General features: G+C 63.8%; 9 protein-coding genes and 2 pseudogenes. 10 read left to right on the forward strand and 1 reads right to left on the reverse strand.

Annotated features, from left to right (window positions below; translation table 11 throughout):
- Positions 1 to 161 precede the first annotated feature (161 nt).
- The 7 genes and pseudogenes from NE850_RS17105 to NE850_RS17130 all read left to right on the forward strand — a co-directional run bounded on the left by NE850_RS17105 (position 162) and on the right by NE850_RS17130 (position 5,355).
- A complete protein-coding gene (locus NE850_RS17105) occupies positions 162 to 998 on the forward strand; it encodes a hypothetical protein (RefSeq protein WP_310698966.1) in 837 nt (278 codons plus the stop codon).
- Between the two features lie 262 nt (positions 999 to 1,260).
- The gene (locus NE850_RS17110) at positions 1,261 to 1,509 is read left to right on the forward strand and encodes a hypothetical protein (RefSeq protein WP_310698967.1); all 249 of its coding nucleotides are present in this window, start codon (positions 1,261 to 1,263) and stop codon (positions 1,507 to 1,509) included.
- Between the two features lie 39 nt (positions 1,510 to 1,548).
- Positions 1,549 to 2,004 (forward strand): hypothetical protein, encoded by a 456-nt coding sequence (locus NE850_RS17115; protein WP_310698968.1) that lies wholly within the window; start codon positions 1,549 to 1,551, stop codon positions 2,002 to 2,004.
- A gap of 195 nt (positions 2,005 to 2,199) precedes the next feature.
- Positions 2,200 to 2,356 (forward strand): annotated as a pseudogene (locus NE850_RS17120) (IS3 family transposase); the annotation flags it as partial.
- A gap of 825 nt (positions 2,357 to 3,181) precedes the next feature.
- Positions 3,182 to 3,448, forward strand: a complete 267-nt coding sequence (locus NE850_RS39485; RefSeq protein ID WP_405044850.1) for a hypothetical protein — start codon at positions 3,182 to 3,184, stop codon at positions 3,446 to 3,448.
- A pseudogene (locus NE850_RS17125) lies at positions 3,441 to 4,976 on the forward strand (ShlB/FhaC/HecB family hemolysin secretion/activation protein); the annotation flags it as partial. The gene NE850_RS39485 and the pseudogene NE850_RS17125, both read left to right, overlap by 8 nt.
- A gap of 169 nt (positions 4,977 to 5,145) precedes the next feature.
- Positions 5,146 to 5,355, forward strand: coding sequence for a hypothetical protein (locus NE850_RS17130; protein ID WP_007182315.1), 210 nt, complete (start codon positions 5,146 to 5,148; stop codon positions 5,353 to 5,355).
- Between the two features lie 135 nt (positions 5,356 to 5,490).
- On the opposite strand, the gene NE850_RS17135 is transcribed toward NE850_RS17130, so the two are convergent.
- On the reverse strand, positions 5,491 to 8,124 hold the full coding sequence (locus NE850_RS17135) for an FUSC family membrane protein (RefSeq protein ID WP_007182314.1): 2,634 nt from the start codon (positions 8,122 to 8,124) through the stop codon (positions 5,491 to 5,493).
- 203 nt (positions 8,125 to 8,327) lie between these two features.
- Here NE850_RS17135 and recC point away from each other — a divergent pair, with 203 nt between their 5' ends.
- Genes recC through NE850_RS17150 form a run of 3 tightly spaced genes read left to right on the forward strand, consistent with a single transcriptional unit; the run spans position 8,328 to position 17,511 of the window.
- Complete coding sequence (recC, locus tag NE850_RS17140) at positions 8,328 to 11,711, forward strand: exodeoxyribonuclease V subunit gamma (protein WP_310698969.1); 3,384 nt, start codon at positions 8,328 to 8,330, stop codon at positions 11,709 to 11,711.
- Positions 11,708 to 15,400 (forward strand): exodeoxyribonuclease V subunit beta, encoded by a 3,693-nt coding sequence (gene recB, locus NE850_RS17145; protein ID WP_310698970.1) that lies wholly within the window; start codon positions 11,708 to 11,710, stop codon positions 15,398 to 15,400. The genes recC and recB overlap by 4 nt, the downstream gene beginning before the upstream one ends.
- Positions 15,397 to 17,511, forward strand: a complete 2,115-nt coding sequence (locus tag NE850_RS17150; RefSeq protein ID WP_310698971.1) for an AAA family ATPase — start codon at positions 15,397 to 15,399, stop codon at positions 17,509 to 17,511. The genes recB and NE850_RS17150 overlap by 4 nt, the downstream gene beginning before the upstream one ends.
- Positions 17,512 to 17,553 lie beyond the last annotated feature (42 nt).

Raw genomic sequence — 17,553 nt, forward strand, 5'->3', positions numbered from 1 at the left:
AATGCCCACAGTTCGTCATCAATGATCGGCGTGCCCATCCCCTTGGTTCCTGTTGTTCAGATGGCCAAGGTTAACAGCTTGCCGAAAAGGTTAACAGCCCCCTCGGGGTCTTTTTGAAATGGTCTCTTAGCGACGGGCCTGTCCGAACGGATAGCAAATCAATGACGGCGATAACGTTCGGTGCGACTCCTACGGGCGGTAGCAATACGGTTCGGTTCAACAGACAACTTCACCCGGATGAAAAGAGCGCGATAGCAAAACAGGCGAACGGCGACCAGGCGGAACAGGACAAACTGACAAAGGCGGCATGTCTCGCAGTGAAATGCTGGGCCGAGTATCCGCAGGGAAGCGACCAGTACAATGCCAACTATGTGAGTCAGCTTGAGGCGACGCAGCTTGGGCCGGAGATTGAGTGGGTGAACCGTCAGCAGGAAGCGGGATTGTTCAACTACTCGCCGGGGCAGAAGATCACGGACATGGTGAAAAGTGATCCGCTGGGGACCGCAAAAGATTCGGCCAAGGTGGTGCTCGGCGGAGTGACGGCCAAGACCGGCGCAGGTATTTGCGCGACGACTGGTGCAGGGTGTGTGGCTGGTGCAGGAATGATTGCCGTTGGCCTGAGTGATATAGCCGAAGGTGCGGATGGGTTGTACAACCGTTACAACGGCATCAATTCGCCGGGAGTGAATCCGTTGCAGTATGGGTTTAACCAGTTGAACCCAACGTGGGGCGATACTGCGTACGATGCATTCAACTTGGGGATTTCCATCTTGGCGCTAAGGGCGCAGGTTCCGCTCAAGATGGGAACAGCTGACGGTTTGAATCGTCCTGGTTCGATGTTCGACGTGACGGTGCCACGCATTAACAACAACACGCTCATTCCGTTCATTAATCAGGCGGCGCCCTACGGGACCACACAGGGCATTCTGGTGTATGGCGTAGGATCCAAGGGCGCGACAGTCATAAATGATATTCGCAATTCAAGGAATCAGAAATGAACTGGCGAAGGCTTTATGCGACCGTAGAGATATGCTTTACCGTTGGGTTATTCGCATTGTGTGGTGCGGGGCTTTGGTCATTTGTAGTTGCGGGGCTCTGCCGAATAATATTCAAGCTTGGTGACAATGAGTCCATGCTGTGGGTTGGTATCCCCTTGTTTATTGGGATCACTATCTGGCTTATCCGTGTGTTGCCCAAGTCATTGCGTAAAGCCGGAATGATCAGTGATGAACCTGAGAGATTCGGTCCCTGGTTCAAGCCATGAACACAGACCGGTTCAACCGGCAGTTGCATGCGAAGGAAAAAACGCTTGCGCAAGAGCTGGCCGATGAAAGCGGGGGCAAGTACACCGAGCAGCAGATCGAGGAGCAGATGGCGCAGATGAATCTGGCAACAAGCGGCCAGACGGAATCGGGAGGTGTGCGGGTGGCGGTCGGGGATCAGCCAAACGATGGAACGAGCTGGACGCCGTACGGCGTGAACCAGGCTGGACAGCAGATGTGGGCGTAAAGCCTTGGTGCGGGCGATCCCAATTTACAGGCGTACATTGTGAGCGGTGCACAGGGCAGCGGTCTGACGTATCAGGCGACGACGACTGGCTCGAATCCGGGGCTGTTCCGGTTGCCGGACTTTGTGAACTTCCAGGTGGATTACTTCGTGGGTAGTGTGTGGGGAACGTTCACACGGGATGGGAATGCGTTCTTCGGTACGGGCGTAAATATGGCGCTTCCGAATCCGGTTCAAGCATCAGCTAGCATTACTGCTGGATGGCTTAATCAATCCAGCGTTGCACCAGGCCAGACGAATAACTTCGCCGGGGGCTATGCTGGTGGCATGTCTGCCGCTTATGGCATATTTGGTGCTGGCATTATGAACTCGCCGGGCAATGGGACCGCGACAGTTGTTGGCGTTGGTGGTGGAGTGAGCGCAGGCAAGAACACCAATATTGGCGGCACTGGAGGTGGGTATAGCAGTGACCAGGGCAAAACAAGAATGGGGTGGTAACTATGGTTGGTATTCCTGGCTCAACGCCTAAAACAAGAGGCCAGAAAATAGTGGGTGCGGTTGTCTTCACGGCGCTGATGAGCTTCATCGCGTACGTGGTGGTAAAGAATATCTTCTTTAGCTGAAACAACAAACCCGGCCTTGCGCCGGGTCTGTTGTTTATGGGGTCATTCAGTCCGGCATGATGACGAGCCTGCGCTGGACTGCCATGACCGGGAAGCTATCAGTTGGGCAGCGACTACTGGCGGCCATAGCGGCCGTCGTGCGTGATGTGATGCTCGCAGCGGTCGAGCAACGCTTCGACACGACGCCGGCAAGTGCACCCATCGAATGGCTGTCCGGGCAGGAGTCCCATGTATTCGAGCATCGCGTCGGTGACCTGCATCCACGGAAAAGCAGTCCGTTTGCCCTGTTCGTACGGGATGTGATCGCGGCGCGGGATGTGACAGGCAAGGCTGCGAGCGCCACGCCCGATGCGGCGACGGGTACGAATCACCATGACGAGACGCAGGAGACGAAGACGAGCGGCGTCACGCTCGGGCTGGGCGGTAGTGCAGGGGGATGCGATCAATAACACGATCCAGCAGTCGCAGGCGGCTGCTAGCAGTCAGGATGAACGGGCTCAGGGCCCTCTCTGCGCACGATTGCCGCAGTCGGCAACGCCGGCAGCGCGGTCGGGTCGCCGGCGGGTGGCGGTGATCGCCAGATTCATACGTTGCCAACAGCAAACAGGCATTCCCGAGCACAGACGTGAGTCCAAATGCCGCAAGCACACACGACAGCACTGCAAAGCCTTATTGGACCAATCCGTAACAGAGGCGACGACCGCTGCTCCACCTATCAACAGCGCAATTAGCGCACAGTTTTCGGCCAGGAAGATTTATTATTACGGTCCGATTACTTCCGGGGCGGTGTTTAACCTTAACGCAGCAAGAGCAGTATCTAAATATTCACGCCGCATACCGAAGCGACCGTCACGTTCACGCCGATAAAGCAATAGAAATGAACAAGCTCGTCGGGCTGGATAAGTCAATCGCTCTCGACTGCACGTTTCACGTAGGCCAACCCCTTTAAAAGCCGACGAAGTGATCGTCATTCCTTGCCGCACAAGGGGTTAGAGTCCAATCCCATTTCACATTCCAGCCGGAGAGCCAATGATAATAAAGGAGGCGCAATAATGCGCACATTGACAGCAGGTATCCTCTTCACCTTCGCATTCACCGCCGGATGCGCGCCAGCGCATTACGTCACAACTGGAACTCCCGACTACGATCCTCGTATTTCAGCACGTGTGCGTATCAAGTCGGGCAACGACCAGCAAGCCGCGTCGTTCAGAGTGGGGGCGTGCTACTCCAATGCATGGGAAAGCGACCCACAGCGAGTCAATGTCGACGACGGTTTCATGGCGCGCTACAAATACGCCCAAGGCCGCCGGCTGGCCTGAACTGCCTGCCGGGACTCCCTGCTTCCGCATCCAGTCATTCGTTCTGGACATACCGGAGACCTTGCCCGATGCCGTTCGTGCACAAGGCGCCTCGGCGCTGCCGCAGGACCGCTTTGCCTTTGCCCGCGAATGGCTCGATCACTACAGCGGACAATGCGTCGGCAAGCAGGGCGTCGAGTTGATCGTCAAGGGCCTCGCGCAGGTGATTCTCAGCCGGGGCTACATCACCACGCGCGTCCTTGTCCCGGAACAGGACCTGTCGAAAGGCACGCTGCGCTTCTCGCTCGTGCCCGGTGTTATTCGCCAGTTACGCTTCGCCGACTCCGCAACGCGTGGCACGTGGAAGTCGGCATTTCCGGCACGCGGCGGCGATCTGCTCGACCTGCGCGATCTCGAACAGGGACTCGAACAGATGAAGCGCGTCGCGAGTCAGGATGTCGACATGCAGGTCGTGCCGACCGGAACACCGGGCGAGAGCGATGTGGAGATCACCGTAAAACGCACAAAGCCGTGGAGCGTCGTTGCTTCCGTCGACAACTCAGGCACGCGGGCCACCGGCAAGCTGCAAGGCAACCTCGGCGTCGGCATCGACAATCCACTCGGACTGAACGACATATTCAACGTGGGCGCGAATCAGGACCTCGAACTGGGAGACAAAAGCCTCGGCTCGCACGGCTGGAACGGCTCCTATTCGGTTCCCTGGGGTTACTGGACGGCTACGCTCTTCGGCAACACGAATACTTATTACCAGCAGATCGCTGCGGTGAACCAGACGTTTGTATCAAGCGGCAATTCACAGATAGCAGGGCTGAAACTGCAACGTGTGTTGCGCCGCAGCCAGGACGACGTGTTCGGCTTTGAGGCGCAACTGACCAAACGCTGGGGCGCAAGCTTCATCGAGGACACCGAAATTCCGCAGCAGCATCGCGACAACACGTTCATCGAGGCAGGGCTGACCGACCGCCACTACTTCGGCGCCGCACAGTTCGACGGCACGCTGGCCTACCGGGAGGGCATCGGCTGGCTCGGTGCGATGCCCGATACGGCGAACGGCCCGACGTACCGCTTTCACATGGCCGTGTTCGATGCGAACCTGTCGGTGCCGTTTTCTGTCGCGAGCCAGAGCCTGCGATATGTGACGACCTTTCACGGTCAGTTCACGAACAACACGCTGAACTACATCGATGACCTGACCATCGGCAGCCGCTACACGGTGCGCGGCTTCGACGGGGAAACGCTGCTCGCGGCGGAGCGGGGGTTTTACTGGCGAAACGAACTCCAGCTGCCGATCGGCCAGACGCGACATTCGTTCTATGCGGGTATCGACTATGGCCAGGTTTTCGGCCCCAGCACCGCCTTTCTCGCGGGCACGCAACTGGCGGGCGTTGTGATCGGTCTGCGCGGGAGCATGCCGGCTCGTCTCGGCAGCTTAGCGTACGACCTTTTCGCCGGTACGCCGATTTACAAGCCGTCGGGATTTCCGACCACGCGAGTCTCCGCGGGTTTTCAGTTGACCGCACAGTTCTAGACCCCTGGGCGTTTGTCAGTCCCACCGTTCGGATCTATAGCCATAGCGCGCTTGCATGCCCTTTGACACCTGGTCTGTGCCCATTGCAAGCCGAGTGCAAGCTCGGTGGGCGTAGAATGCCGCCTTCCCAGACCCCATCCGCGACAGCCTCGCGAACCGAGCCCGCCTCATGAACAAACCGCCGCGCAAGAAGAACCCGACCTTTGGCATTGCTGTCTTCATCGTGGTCGCGGTACTGCTGGTGATCGCCACGCTCTTCTATAACGCCATCAAGGAAAAGCACGATTTCGACAGCCAGAACGAACCGGCACCGTCGATTTCATCGGACGCGGCGGCAGCGGCCACCGCGGCGAAGCCGGCAAGCGGCGCGGCTCAGTAAGACTGCACGCACTCTGGTTTGAGCACCGCGCCTGATCGTCGCGCGACGCTCGCCGCCAGGCAAAACGCCGACCTATCCAAAACGTAAGAGCACACCGGCCGCACAACGCGAGATGTCGGCTCACGCCACGCCGTTTCACTCATCCGGCAGGCGAATCACGCTTGCATCCTTGCGGATCAATGCCGCCGCCGCCAGCATCTGCTTGCATTGATGCGCAAGCAATTTCATATCGTGCACGGCGTCCGCCGAATAGTCCGGCGACTTTTCCGTTTCGACCACCATCGCATCGAGCTCACGGTTCAACTGCTTGATCTGCTCGGCCTGATCGGCGGGCGGCGCGGTGCCGGTTTCGGCTTCGGTGAGATTGTCGCGCACCACGCTCAACGCGCGTTGCAGCGGCTGTAGCGAGATGCCTTCGGCCTGTTGTTGCGCCGTGGTGCGCAGCAGCGGCGCGGCCGCGGTGATCTGCGAAGCGAGGACGTGGCTGCGCACCAGCAGGCCGTTCAGTTCCGGCACGAACTTTTGCGCGGACTTCGGTTCGAGCATCATGCGTTGAAACGCCTGGCCCAGATTGGCGAACGCTACGTGGACGTTCTTGCGGGCGAGCCGGTAGCGGTAATCGCGATCGAGCGCGGTTGCCGCGGCTGCGGCGGCAGCGGAGGCGCCGGAGGCCGGCTTCGCGGTCGGATTGCTGACCGTGGTGGTGCCTGCGCCGACGTCGGCAGGCGGTATTGCTGCATCGGCATCCACGGCCGCTTGAGCGTTTGCGTTGTTGCCTTCAGAGGCGCTTGCGCGGCCGCTTGAGGCAGCACTTACGCCTTGGCTTGCTGCACCGCTTGCGCCACCGCTTGAGGCAGCGCTTACACCCTGACTTACCGCACCGCCTGCTCCGCCGTTCGGACCAACACCTACGCCTCTGCCCGCCGCCGCGCTTACGCCACCGCCTGCCGTCGCGAGCGCCGGTTTGCCGAAGTCGATCGCCGGATCGGCCATCGCCGCCGCGGGCGCGCGCGCGCCGGCCTCGGTCACGGTGGCGACCACCGCCGCGGCCGGCTTGCCGCTCCACCACCAGCTTGCTTCCAGGTATTGACGCGTCGCGCTGATCATGTTGTTGACGAGCTTGCCCATCAAACGGTATTCCCAGTACGGGAACAGGTGGCTTGCCGCAATTGCGATTGCGCAGCCCACCACGGTATCGATCGCGCGCTCGCCGATGATGCGCATGCTGCCCGGCGCGAGCAGATGGAACATGAGCAGCACATACGACGAGGTGAACACCACGCTCGCCGTGTAATTGAACAGCAGCAGACTGTAGCTCATGACCATCGACGCGAACATCACGACCAGCAGGATGTGAGGTTCCTTGACGAATACGATCAGCGCGATGCTTGCCGCGCAGCCGATCAGCGTGCCGACGATCCGCTGCCCGTTGCGCTGCTTGGTGAGCGAATAGCCGGGCTTCAGAATGATGACGGTGGTCATCACGATCCAGTACGCGTTGGTGAGCGGAAGCAGACGGCCGAGCCAGAAGCCCACGGCGACCGCGATCGTCACGCGCAGCGCATGGCGGAAGCTCGGCGAGGCCATTGTCAGGTTCGAGAAGATCTGGCCGAACGGCACGCGGCGGCTCGACACGAAACGCGTGAGCGCCTGGTCGAGGCGCAATTCGGTCTCGGTAGTGCTGGGTTCGTTCGAGAGACTCTTGCGCATCTTGTCGATCAGGCGCGTGGCGCTCCAGATGCGCCGGAAAGTCGACGAGATCGCCGCATAGGCCTCATGGTTTTTTGCCGGCAGGTTCTGTTTGCGCATCAACTCGATTTCGAATTCGATGGCGCGCAATTCCGCCTTGACGTTCACACGTGTACGTGGCGCCTGGTTTTGCAGCACCGCGAGCCCGATCTCCTCGAGATCGGCGGCCGCCTTGCGGATCAGATCGCGATAGAACACCAGCAGATCGGAGCCGCCGAACGTGTTGCGCACCAGCGGGTAATCGGTGTGCGCGCCGACAAACAGCTCGTGCAGATCGACTGTGTTGATGAACAGATTGAACAGCATGGCACGGCGCGGCTCGAGCTTGCCGCTCTTGAGCTTGGGCAGGTTGCGCAGCACGATGTCGCGTGCGGCATCCTGGCGCTCCACCGCGGCGATCTGCTTGTCGACCAGGTTGCGATAACACTCGTCCAGATCGTTATCGAGGTCGTAGAACTGGGCGCGCGCCAGCAGATAATCGGCGCACGCGAACACGCTTTCGGCCAGCGCCTGCTGTTCGATGCGGTGCATCATCCAGCGGCTCACAAAGGTCGACCAGTAGGTGTACCAGAGGCCGCCCACCAGAATCCACGAGGCGTTGACGAGCGCCTGCACCGGCGTGAAATGCTCTTCCAGCGTCATGGTCATCATGAACAGCGTGGCAAAGCTGATCTGCGGCCAGCGGTTGCCATATACGACGATCAGCGACAGCAGGAAGGTGAGCGGCACGACGGTGCACCACAGCGCCACCGCGTTCACGGTGGCGAGGCCGGTGGCGAGCGCGGACAGGAAGCCGATCACCGTGCACGCCAGCATTTCGTTGTGCTTGTACTTGAGCGGACCCGGCATGTCGACCACACACGCGCCGAGCGCGCCGGTGGCGATCGTGAAGCCGAGATCGCGATCGTGAAACACGATCAGGCACAGTACCGCCGGTAACGACACGCCGACTGCGATGCGCAGGCCGCCATAAAAGTACTGGCTATAGAGGAATTTTTTTATTTCGACCGAATAGCGCATCGACTGCCTGGATTCCATTCACTGAGAAAACCGCGGTTGAAGGGGCAGACCCAAACTGCCGTCGAGTCTAACTGATTTCATGGGTGATCTGACCTCGTCCGTTCGGCCAGGTTCTGCGTTGAGCATGCGTTTGTTATGCTGTCGCTTCACTGTCTGTCGCGGCTCCGGCGTTCCGCCAGTGCCGCATGCAAACCCCAGGATCCATGCTCCAGCTCTTCTACTCGAACCGCTACGAAACGCTTGTCGGCGCGCTGCTCGACGACCTGGCGCAAGCGCCGTCCGACCCCTGGACCGCGCAGCCCGTGATCGTCCCGAGCGCTGCCGTGCGGCGCCGTCTTGAGCTCGATATCGCCGCGCGCCAGGGCATCTGCGCGAATGTCAACTTTGGTTATCTCGCGCAATGGCTGTGGGCGCAGATCGGCGGCGTGATCGAGGTGCCGAAGCATTCGCCGTTCGCGCCAGACCGGCTCGTATGGCGCTGCTACCGGCTGCTGGGCCAACTGAACGACGGGGGAGAAACGCTGCCCTGGAATGCGTCGCCGCGTCTGCGCACGTATCTCGACGCGGCGGACGCTTCGATGCGCTACGAACTGGCGCGGCGCGTGGCGACCGTGCTCGACCACTATCTGACGTATCGCCCGGAATGGCTGCTGCAATGGCAGAAGGGCGGCTCGATCTTCGCGAGCGGTGCGGCGGACGACTCCGGCCCGCGTCTTGTCGGCGCGAGCGAAGCGGCGCGCGAAGACGAGCGCTGGCAAGCCGCATTGTGGCGCGCGGTGCTCGCGGAACTGGCGGGAAACGGGCAAACGGCCGCAGCCGCGTTGCCGCCCGCCTACCGTTTTCTGGATGAAATCGGCACGCTCGATCTCGAGGCCATCTCGAACGCACAGTGGCCCGAAGCGGTCAGCGTTTTCGCGCTGCCCACCATGCCGCCGTTGCACGTGGCGCTGCTGCGCGCGCTTTCGCGCTGGGTCGACGTGCGCCTGTACGTGATGAACCCGTGCCGCGAGTTCTGGTTCGACGTGGTCAGCGAAGGGCGTGTTCAGGCGCTCGACGCCGCCGGCCAGCTCGACTATCAGGAAGTCGGCCATCCGCTGCTCGCCGAGTGGGGCCGGCAGACCCAGGCGCAATTGCACATGCTGCACGAGCTGACCGAGAGCGCGGCCTCCGGCGAGACCGGCGATTTCACGGAAAATCCGCAACCGAGCTGGCTTGCCGCCGTGCAGAACGGCATCCTCGATCTGCGCAAGGAGACCGACGCCGACGAACTGCCGATCGAGCAAGGCATTGAGGTCCACGTTTGCCACAGTCTGTCGCGGCAGCTCGAAGTGCTGCACGATCGCCTGCTCGGCTGGTTCGACGAATTCGACGACCTTCAGCCGTCCGACGTGCTGGTCGCCGTATCCGATCTCGCGGCGGCCGGCCCCTTGATCGACGCCGTGTTCGGCACCACGCCGCCTGGCGACACCCGCCGCATTCCGTATCGGATCACCGGCTTGCCGCCGTCGCAGGCCAATCCGGTCGCGCGGTTGCTGCTCGATTGGCTGGCCTTGCCCGAGCGCAGCGTGGGCGCGCCGGACCTGATCGAATGGTTGCGTGTCGACGCCATTGCCGTGCGTTACGGGATCGACGCGAGTTCGCTCGAAGCCGCACAGGAATGGCTGGCCGCGGCCGGCGCGCGTCGTGGGCTTTCACCGGTCGAGCCGACCGGCGAACATGTGCCGATCGCGCGTCATACGTTGGCGGATGCGCTTACGCGTCTGTATCTCGGCTACGCCATGCCGGACGGCGGCGAACCGGTTGACGCGTGGCTGCCGGTCGAAGGCGCCGACGGCGCGGATGCCGAGCTGCTCGGCCGCCTGTCGCGCTTCGTGGACGACATTGACAGCTTCGCGGCGAATTGCGCGGTCGAACGCACGCCTGCCGAATGGACCCAACTGCTGCTCGACACGCTCGCGCAGTGTTTCGACGGCGGCGTTGAATTCGCCCATTCGCTCGCCGCCGTGCGCGACGCGATCGACCAAATGGGTGACGCAATGCAAGCCGGCGCGCAAGAGGTCGCGATGCCCGCCGCAGTGGTGCGCGGCGCGCTCACCGAAGCGCTCGACGACCCGGCGCGCGGCGGCGTGCCCTGGGGCAGCGTGACGTTTTCGTCGTTGACCAGTTTGCGCGGGTTGCCGTATCGCGTGGTGTGCCTGCTCGGCATGGACGACGGTGTGCTGCCGAGTCTCGCGCGCGCCGACGAGTTCGATCTGATGGCCGCGTTCGGCAAAGCCGGCGACCGCCAGCGGCGCGACGACGAACGCAATCTGTTCCTCGATCTGCTGCTCGCCGCGCGCGATCGCCTCTTCATTGCTTATACGGGCCGCAGCATTCGCGACAACGCGCCATTGCCGCCGGCCGCGCTGGTCGACGAATTGCTCGACCATCTTGCGCAGGTGTCGGCGGGCGAGGGCGCGAGTCCGGCTGAAGTCGGGAGCGCGCGGCATGCGTTCATTGTCGAACATCCGTTGCAGGCATTCGCATCGGACTATTTCTCGCCGCAATCCGGTCTCTTCAGCTACGACGCGGATCGCGCCGAGCTGGCCACGTTACTGGCCGCGCCCGCACATCCCGCCGCCGCACCTTTCTTCGATCGACCCTTGCCGCCAGAAGAGCCGGCGCCGATCGCCTTCGACGAATTCGTGCGCTTCTGGCGTCATCCTGCGCGGGCGTTGTTGCGTGACCGGCTGGGCATCGTGTTGTCGGACGCACAGGGCGAATTGCTCGACACCGAGCCGTTCGAACTGGATTACGCCGGGCGCGATGCATTGGCGGATCGTCTTTTGCCAGTCCTGCTCGACGCCGCTACGGAAGACGACGTCATCTTCGAACGCGTGCGCCGCGTGGCGGCGGCCAGCCCGGAATTGCCGGGCGGCGCGACCGGCGCGGTGTGGCGCGCACGTGAGCTCGGCGCGTTGCGCCAGCTTGCCGACAGCGTGCGCCGCGAAGCGGCTTCGGGTGTCGAGCGTTTGCCGTTCGTGCTCGACATCGCACCGCGCTGGCCGGAGAGCGCGGAGATCGCCGGCCCGCTTTTCGGCCCGCATGACGCGCTGCTGCGGCAAGCCGCGCAAACGCCGCTGCAACTGCACGGCAGTCTGAATCTGCTCACCGAAACAGGACAAGTGATTTTCCGCTACGCCAAACCTACCGCACGCGACTATCTGTCGGCGTGGCTCGCGCATCTGGTGTATTGCGCCGCACGGCCGGACGGTCCGCGCCGCACCGTATGGCATGGCAGCGGCGAGAGCTTCGAACTCACACCGGTCGCCGCGCCGCTCGACGAACTGGCGCCGCTTGCCGCGTTGTTCAAGGCAGGGCGCATGCTGCCGCTGCGCTTTTTCCCGAAGAGCGCGTGGGCCCGGGTCAGCGAAAGCGAATCCGCGGCGCTGGGCGTCTGGATCAACGACCGCGTGCGCGGCGAGTCCGACGACCCCGCGTTGCGCATCGCCTTGCGCGGCACGCCGCTCACGCTCGAGGAACCGTTCGGCAGTCTCGCCGCGATCGTGTTCAAGCCGCTCATCCAGCATCTGCGGAGCGCGTCATGAGCGGGGGCAAGCGGAGTTACGCGCTGGTGGCCGAGGAACTCGACGTCTTCGCCTGTTCGCTCGACGGCCTGAATCAGATCGAGGCTTCGGCGGGCACCGGCAAGACCTGGAATATTTGCGCGTTGTATGTGCGGCTGCTGCTCGAAAAGAACCTGAATGCGGATCAGATTCTGGTCGTCACGTTCACTAAGGCGGCGACGGCGGAATTGCACGAGCGCATTCGCGGCCGTCTCGCCGAACTGCACCGGGCGATCGAAATGGACGACGACGGCGGCGATCCGTTCGTCCGCCGTCTCTTTGAAACGACGCTGGCGCCGGAGCGGGGCATCGAGCGCGAGGCCGCCTTGAAAATGGTGCGACGCGCGCTGCGCACCTTCGACCAGGCGGCGATCCACACCATTCACGCATTCTGTCAGCGCGCGTTGCAGGAAGCGCCGTTTGCCGCGGCCATGCCGTTCGCTTTCGAAATGGAAGCCGACGACGCGGCCTTGCGCTTCGAAATGGCGGCTGATTTCTGGCGCGAGCAGGTGGAGCCGGTGGCACATGCGCATCCCGCATTTGCCGCGTGGCTGGTGGCCAAACACGCCGGTCCCGCTTCACTCGACGAGCAGCTCGCGCGGCGTCTGAAAAAGCCGTTGGCGCAGTTGCGCTGGGGTAAGCTCGACACGAGCGGCAATGGCGCGGATCCGCAAGCAGGCTTCGATGCGGCCTGCGAGCTCTGGCATGCAGAGCGCGACACGATCGTCAGTTTGCTGGCCGAGGCGCAGGAGCGCTTGAGCAAGACTTCGCACAAGCCCGATCATGTGAGCGGCGCCATCGCCGCATGGACCGAATACTTCGCGCAGGGCGACTGCCATGCGCCGCCGCCGAAAGCGGCGTTGAAGCTGACGGCTTCAGCCTTGAAGAAGGCCACCAAGGTGAAGTTCGAGCCGCCCGTGCATCCGTTCTTCGAACACGCTGAAGCGCTGGCGGCGGCCGTGGTCGCGGCCGAAGCCGCGCAACGCGCGCGCTGGCTCTCGCTCGTGCAGGCCTGGCTCGACTACGCACCCGCCGAACTGGTGGCGCGCAAGCGCACACGCCGGGTCGTGTCGTTCGACGATCTGCTGTCCAACCTGTATCGCGCGCTCGCCGCGCACCCCTGGCTTGCCGACGCTTTGCGCGCGCGTTATCCGGCTGCGCTGATCGACGAGTTTCAGGACACCGATCCGCTGCAGTTCGCGATCTTCAGCCGCATTTTCGCGCCGGCCGGTCCGCTGTTTCTGGTCGGCGATCCGAAGCAGGCGATCTACAGTTTTCGCGCGGCGGATCTGCATACCTATCTGGCGGCGCGCGAGGCGGCATCCGCGTGCTACACGCTGGCCGTCAATCAGCGCTCGACCGCGCCGATCGTCGAGGCATGCAATCGGCTCTTCGAAGCCAATCCTCAGGCATTCGTGCTGGACGGTCTCGACTATCAGCCGGTGCGTGCGGGCGAACGGCGCAGGCCACCGTTCTCCGACCCGCAGGCGAGCGCCGGCGACTTCCGTATCTGGACCTTGCCGCAGGGCGATGCCGCATTGAACAAGCGCGAGGCTCAGCGCGAAGCGAGCGAGGCGTGCGCCGCCGAGATCGTGCGGCTGCTGCGCGGCGCGCGCGAAGGCATGGTGACGATCGGCGACGCGCCGCTCGCGCCGGGCAACATCGCCGTGCTGGTGCAAACGCACAAGCAGGGCAGTCTGATCAAACGCGTGCTGGCCGCGTGGGGTGTCGGCAGCGTGGAACTGGCGCAGGCGTCGGTGTTCGCGACGCTCGATGCCGAGCAGATCGAACGCGTGCTCGCCGCGGTCGATACGCCGGGCGATCTGCGCCGTTTGCGCGCCGCGCTGGCAACCGACTGGCTGGGCCTCGACGCCGCCGCGTTGTGGCGTCTCGAGCAGGTGGCCGACGCGCCGTCGCCCGCCGACGACCCCGCGCACGCCGCCGACGCGATGGGCTGGGTGGAACGTTTTTCGCGCTACCGCACGCTGTGGCATGAGCGCGGCTTCGCGGTGATGTGGCGCACGCTGATGCGTGAGCTGCGTGTCGCGCAACGGCTGGTTGCCGGACCGGACGGCGAGCGTCGTCTGACGAACGTGAACCACCTGGCCGAACTCGTGCAGGCGCGCGCCGCGACGCAACCGGGTATAGCACCGACCTTGCGCTGGCTCGCCGCGCAACGCACCCAGGGCGGTGGCGAAGAGGCGCAGTTGCGACTCGAATCGGATCGCAACCTCGTGCAGATCGTTACCGTCCACAAATCGAAAGGGCTCGAATACGCGGTGGTGTTCTGTCCGTTCCTGAACGATGGCGCGTTGCGCGAGCCGCCGTCGTCCGGCTTGCCGGATGCCCGCGAGTACCACGACGAAACAGGCACAGCGGTGCTGCACTACGGTTGCGACGACGAAGAAGCCGAACATGCGTCGCGCTACGCGGTGCGCGAGCAGGCGGCGGAGCGGGCGCGGCTCGTCTACGTGGCGTTGACGCGCGCGGTGTACCGCTGCTATCTGGTTGCCGGCACGTATCAGTCGTCGCGCTCAACCAGGGAATCGCGCCGCAGCGTGCTGAACTGGCTGGTGGGCGGCAGCGGCCACAGTTTCGACGACTGGCTCGCCGAGCCGCCCGACGAAGCCGCGTTGTCGGCGCGCTGGCAGGCGCTGGCGGGTGGGTCGATCACGCTGCAGCCCTTGCCGAGGCCCGAGCGCCGCGTGCCGCTGGAAAGCCTGCAGGACCGCAGCGCGCATATGCAGGCGCGGGCCAATCGCAGGCCGCTGCGCGATCAGTGGCGCATGGCGAGTTTCAGCGGCCTGATCGCCGCGGGCAGCAAAGCTGATGAGGCGCACGCGCCGGTGGAAGAAGTGCGCCCCGATCACGACGAAATCGCCGATGCGCTCGTGGTCACGCCGGTGCCTGCACCGCACCCTCAAGCCCACGCGGAAGACGATGTTCTCGCGTTTCCGCGCGGCGCGGCGGCGGGCGACTGTCTGCACCGCATGTTCGAACTCGCCGATTTCACCGCGCCGCCTACGTGGACCGACGCCATTCGCGGCGCGCTGCGCGAGCGTCCGGCGCCGGCTGGGCCTGAGCTCGCCGCGCGCCTGCCTGCGATGATGCACAACCTGCTCCGGGACGTGGTCGCTACCGAACTGCAGCCTGGCATGAGGCTCGCGAATCTGGATCCGCGCCGGCGTCTGAACGAGCTCGAGTTTCTGTTCGCGGCGCCGTCGCTGGATTTCCCTGCGTTGCGGGAACTGCTGATCGAACACGGCTATCCTGACGTCGCACTGGAACCCGGCGTGCTGCGCGGGTTCGTCAAAGGATTTATCGACATGATCGTCGAGCACGACGGACGTTTCTGGATCGTCGACTGGAAGTCGAACCATCTGGGCGACACGGCCGCCGACTACGCCGCCGCGCCGCTCGAAGCGGCTATGGCGAGTCACGCGTATCACCTGCAGGCGCTGCTTTATACGGTCGCATTGCATCGTTACCTGAAAACGCGGGTGCGCGATTATTCGTACGACACGCACATCGGCGGCTATCTGTATCTGTTCGTGCGCGGCGTACGTCCGCATTGGCATGACGCCGACGGGCCGGCGGGCGTGCACAGGCGGCGCCCGGCATTCGAACTGGTCGCGCTGCTCGATGCGGCGATGATCGGAGGTGTCGCATGAGCACGTTCGAACAGAGTGCGTCTGTGCCGCCCGAACTCGACGACATCGGCGTGAATCTGCCCGCGCCGGCCGATTTCAGCACCGCGCTCGCGGAAGGGTTTGCGCGTCGCATCGGCACGCTGGCGCGGCGCGGCGGTGCATCGGCGGAGGCGGTCAAATGGGCGGCGCGGGGCGCGTTCGCCGCGAGCCGCGCGACGGCCGAGGGCCACGTGTGCGTGCCGCTCGCGTTGCTGGCGCGACGCTTCGAGGCATCGAGTGCCGAAGTGCGCGCGGCGCTGTTCGCGAGCGGCATGGCGAGCGATGGCTCGCAAAGCGCGGCAGCGTTGCGGCCGTTGGTGGTGGATGGGCAAGGGCGGTTGTATCTGGCTCGCTATTACGATTACGAGCGGCGGCTTGCGCGCGCGCTGGTCGCGCATGCTGGAGCGGGTGTCAGTTCCCGTGCCGCTCTCGGTGCTGAAGCAGGCGGCAACGCGCAGACCTTGCACGAGCGCCTGCTGCGCTACTTCGGCACGCCGAAAGACAACGAAGTCGACTGGCAACGTGTCGCGGTGGTTATGGCGCTGTCGGGACAACTCACTATCGTCAGCGGCGGACCCGGCACCGGCAAGACCACCACCGTGGTCGGCGTGCTTGCCTGCCTGCTCGATGCGCGCTCTGATCTGAGAATCGCACTGGCGGCGCCCACGGGCAAAGCGGCACAACGCATGCAGGAGGCCTTGCTAGGGCGTGCCGGCGATTTGCCGCCCGAACTCGCGGCCCGTTTGCCGCAGACGTCGTACACATTGCATCGCTTGCTCGGTTCCGGGCCGGGCGGGCGCTTCCGGCATCATCGGGACAATCCGCTGCCTTACGACGTCGTGGTGATCGACGAGGCGTCCATGATCGATGTCGCGATGGCCGCGCATCTGCTCGACGCTCTTGCACCGCAGACGCGTCTCGTGATGTTGGGCGACAAGGACCAACTGGCCGCTGTGGAAGCCGGCGCGGTGTTCGCCGAACTCAGCGCGCGTCCGGCGTTCACGCAAGATGGTTTGCGGCGGATCGCGGAGGCGCTCGGCATCGACGAATCGCGGCTGACGCAGGCGTTGCCGCACGCATCGCGCAGCTTGGGCGAGGAGCGCACCGGTTCTTTCAAGCAGTCCAATGCGCCGGACGCTTTCGAAGCGCGGCCCGACGATCTGTTCGCCTGTGCGGATTCGCAGGACGTCTTTAATGAACCGCTCGCGGGTGAGCTTTTTGACGGTGCCGCGTCATCGCCGGGTCCGGCACCGCACGCGTTAAATCCGCTCGCCGATTGCGTCGTCTGGCTCGAGCGTAACTATCGGTTCGGTCTCGAATCGCCGATCGGCCGCCTGTCGCTTGCGATCCGTAACGGCTCGGCGAGCGCGGCGCTCGACGTCCTACACGCTGATCCCTCGGAACCTTGCGCAGCGGCGCTTTACGAAGACACCCATGCGACGCTTGCCGAGCGCACCGTCGCGCGTCTTGCCGCAGGCTTCGCGCCCTACGCCGATGCGCTGGCTGCAGCGCTTGCAGCCGAAACGCCCGACCCGTTACCGCTTTTCGACGCGTTGAACCGTTTCCGCATTCTGTGCGCGACCCGTTCGGGGCCGCGCGGCGTCGATCAGGTGAATGCGGCGATGGCGGCGCAGGTGCGGCGCTCGGCCGGTGTGACGCTGGCAGTGGGCGCGCAGTGGTTCGCCGGGCGTCCCGTAATGGTGACGCGCAACGACTACGCACTGGGTCTGTTCAACGGCGACATCGGCATAGCGCTGCCGGGCGCAAGCGGCGCGTTGCGGGTGTATTTCCGTACCGGCGACGGCGGCTTGCGAGCGGTGTCGCCGGCGGCGCTTCCGCCGCACGACACCGCATTCGCGCTCACGGTTCACAAGTCGCAAGGCTCGGAGTTCGAGCATGCGGTGCTAATGCTGCCGTCGGTATTCAGCCGGGTGTTGTCGCGCGAGTTGGTGTACACGGCGATCACCCGCGCGCGTGAGCGGGTGGAAGTGGTCGGGGCTCGCGCCGTGCTGGCGCAAGCCATTGAAACGCCGACACAGCGCGATTCGGGCTTGGCCGCGCGGATAGCGGAAGTGTGGCATGGCGCTGAATAGCATGACGTGGGAGCAGCTGCGTTGCCGGCAACGGCAGGTCGG

The sequence above is a fragment of the Paraburkholderia sp. USG1 genome (genome assembly GCF_031570135.1).
GTDB lineage: Bacteria > Pseudomonadota > Gammaproteobacteria > Burkholderiales > Burkholderiaceae > Paraburkholderia > Paraburkholderia dioscoreae.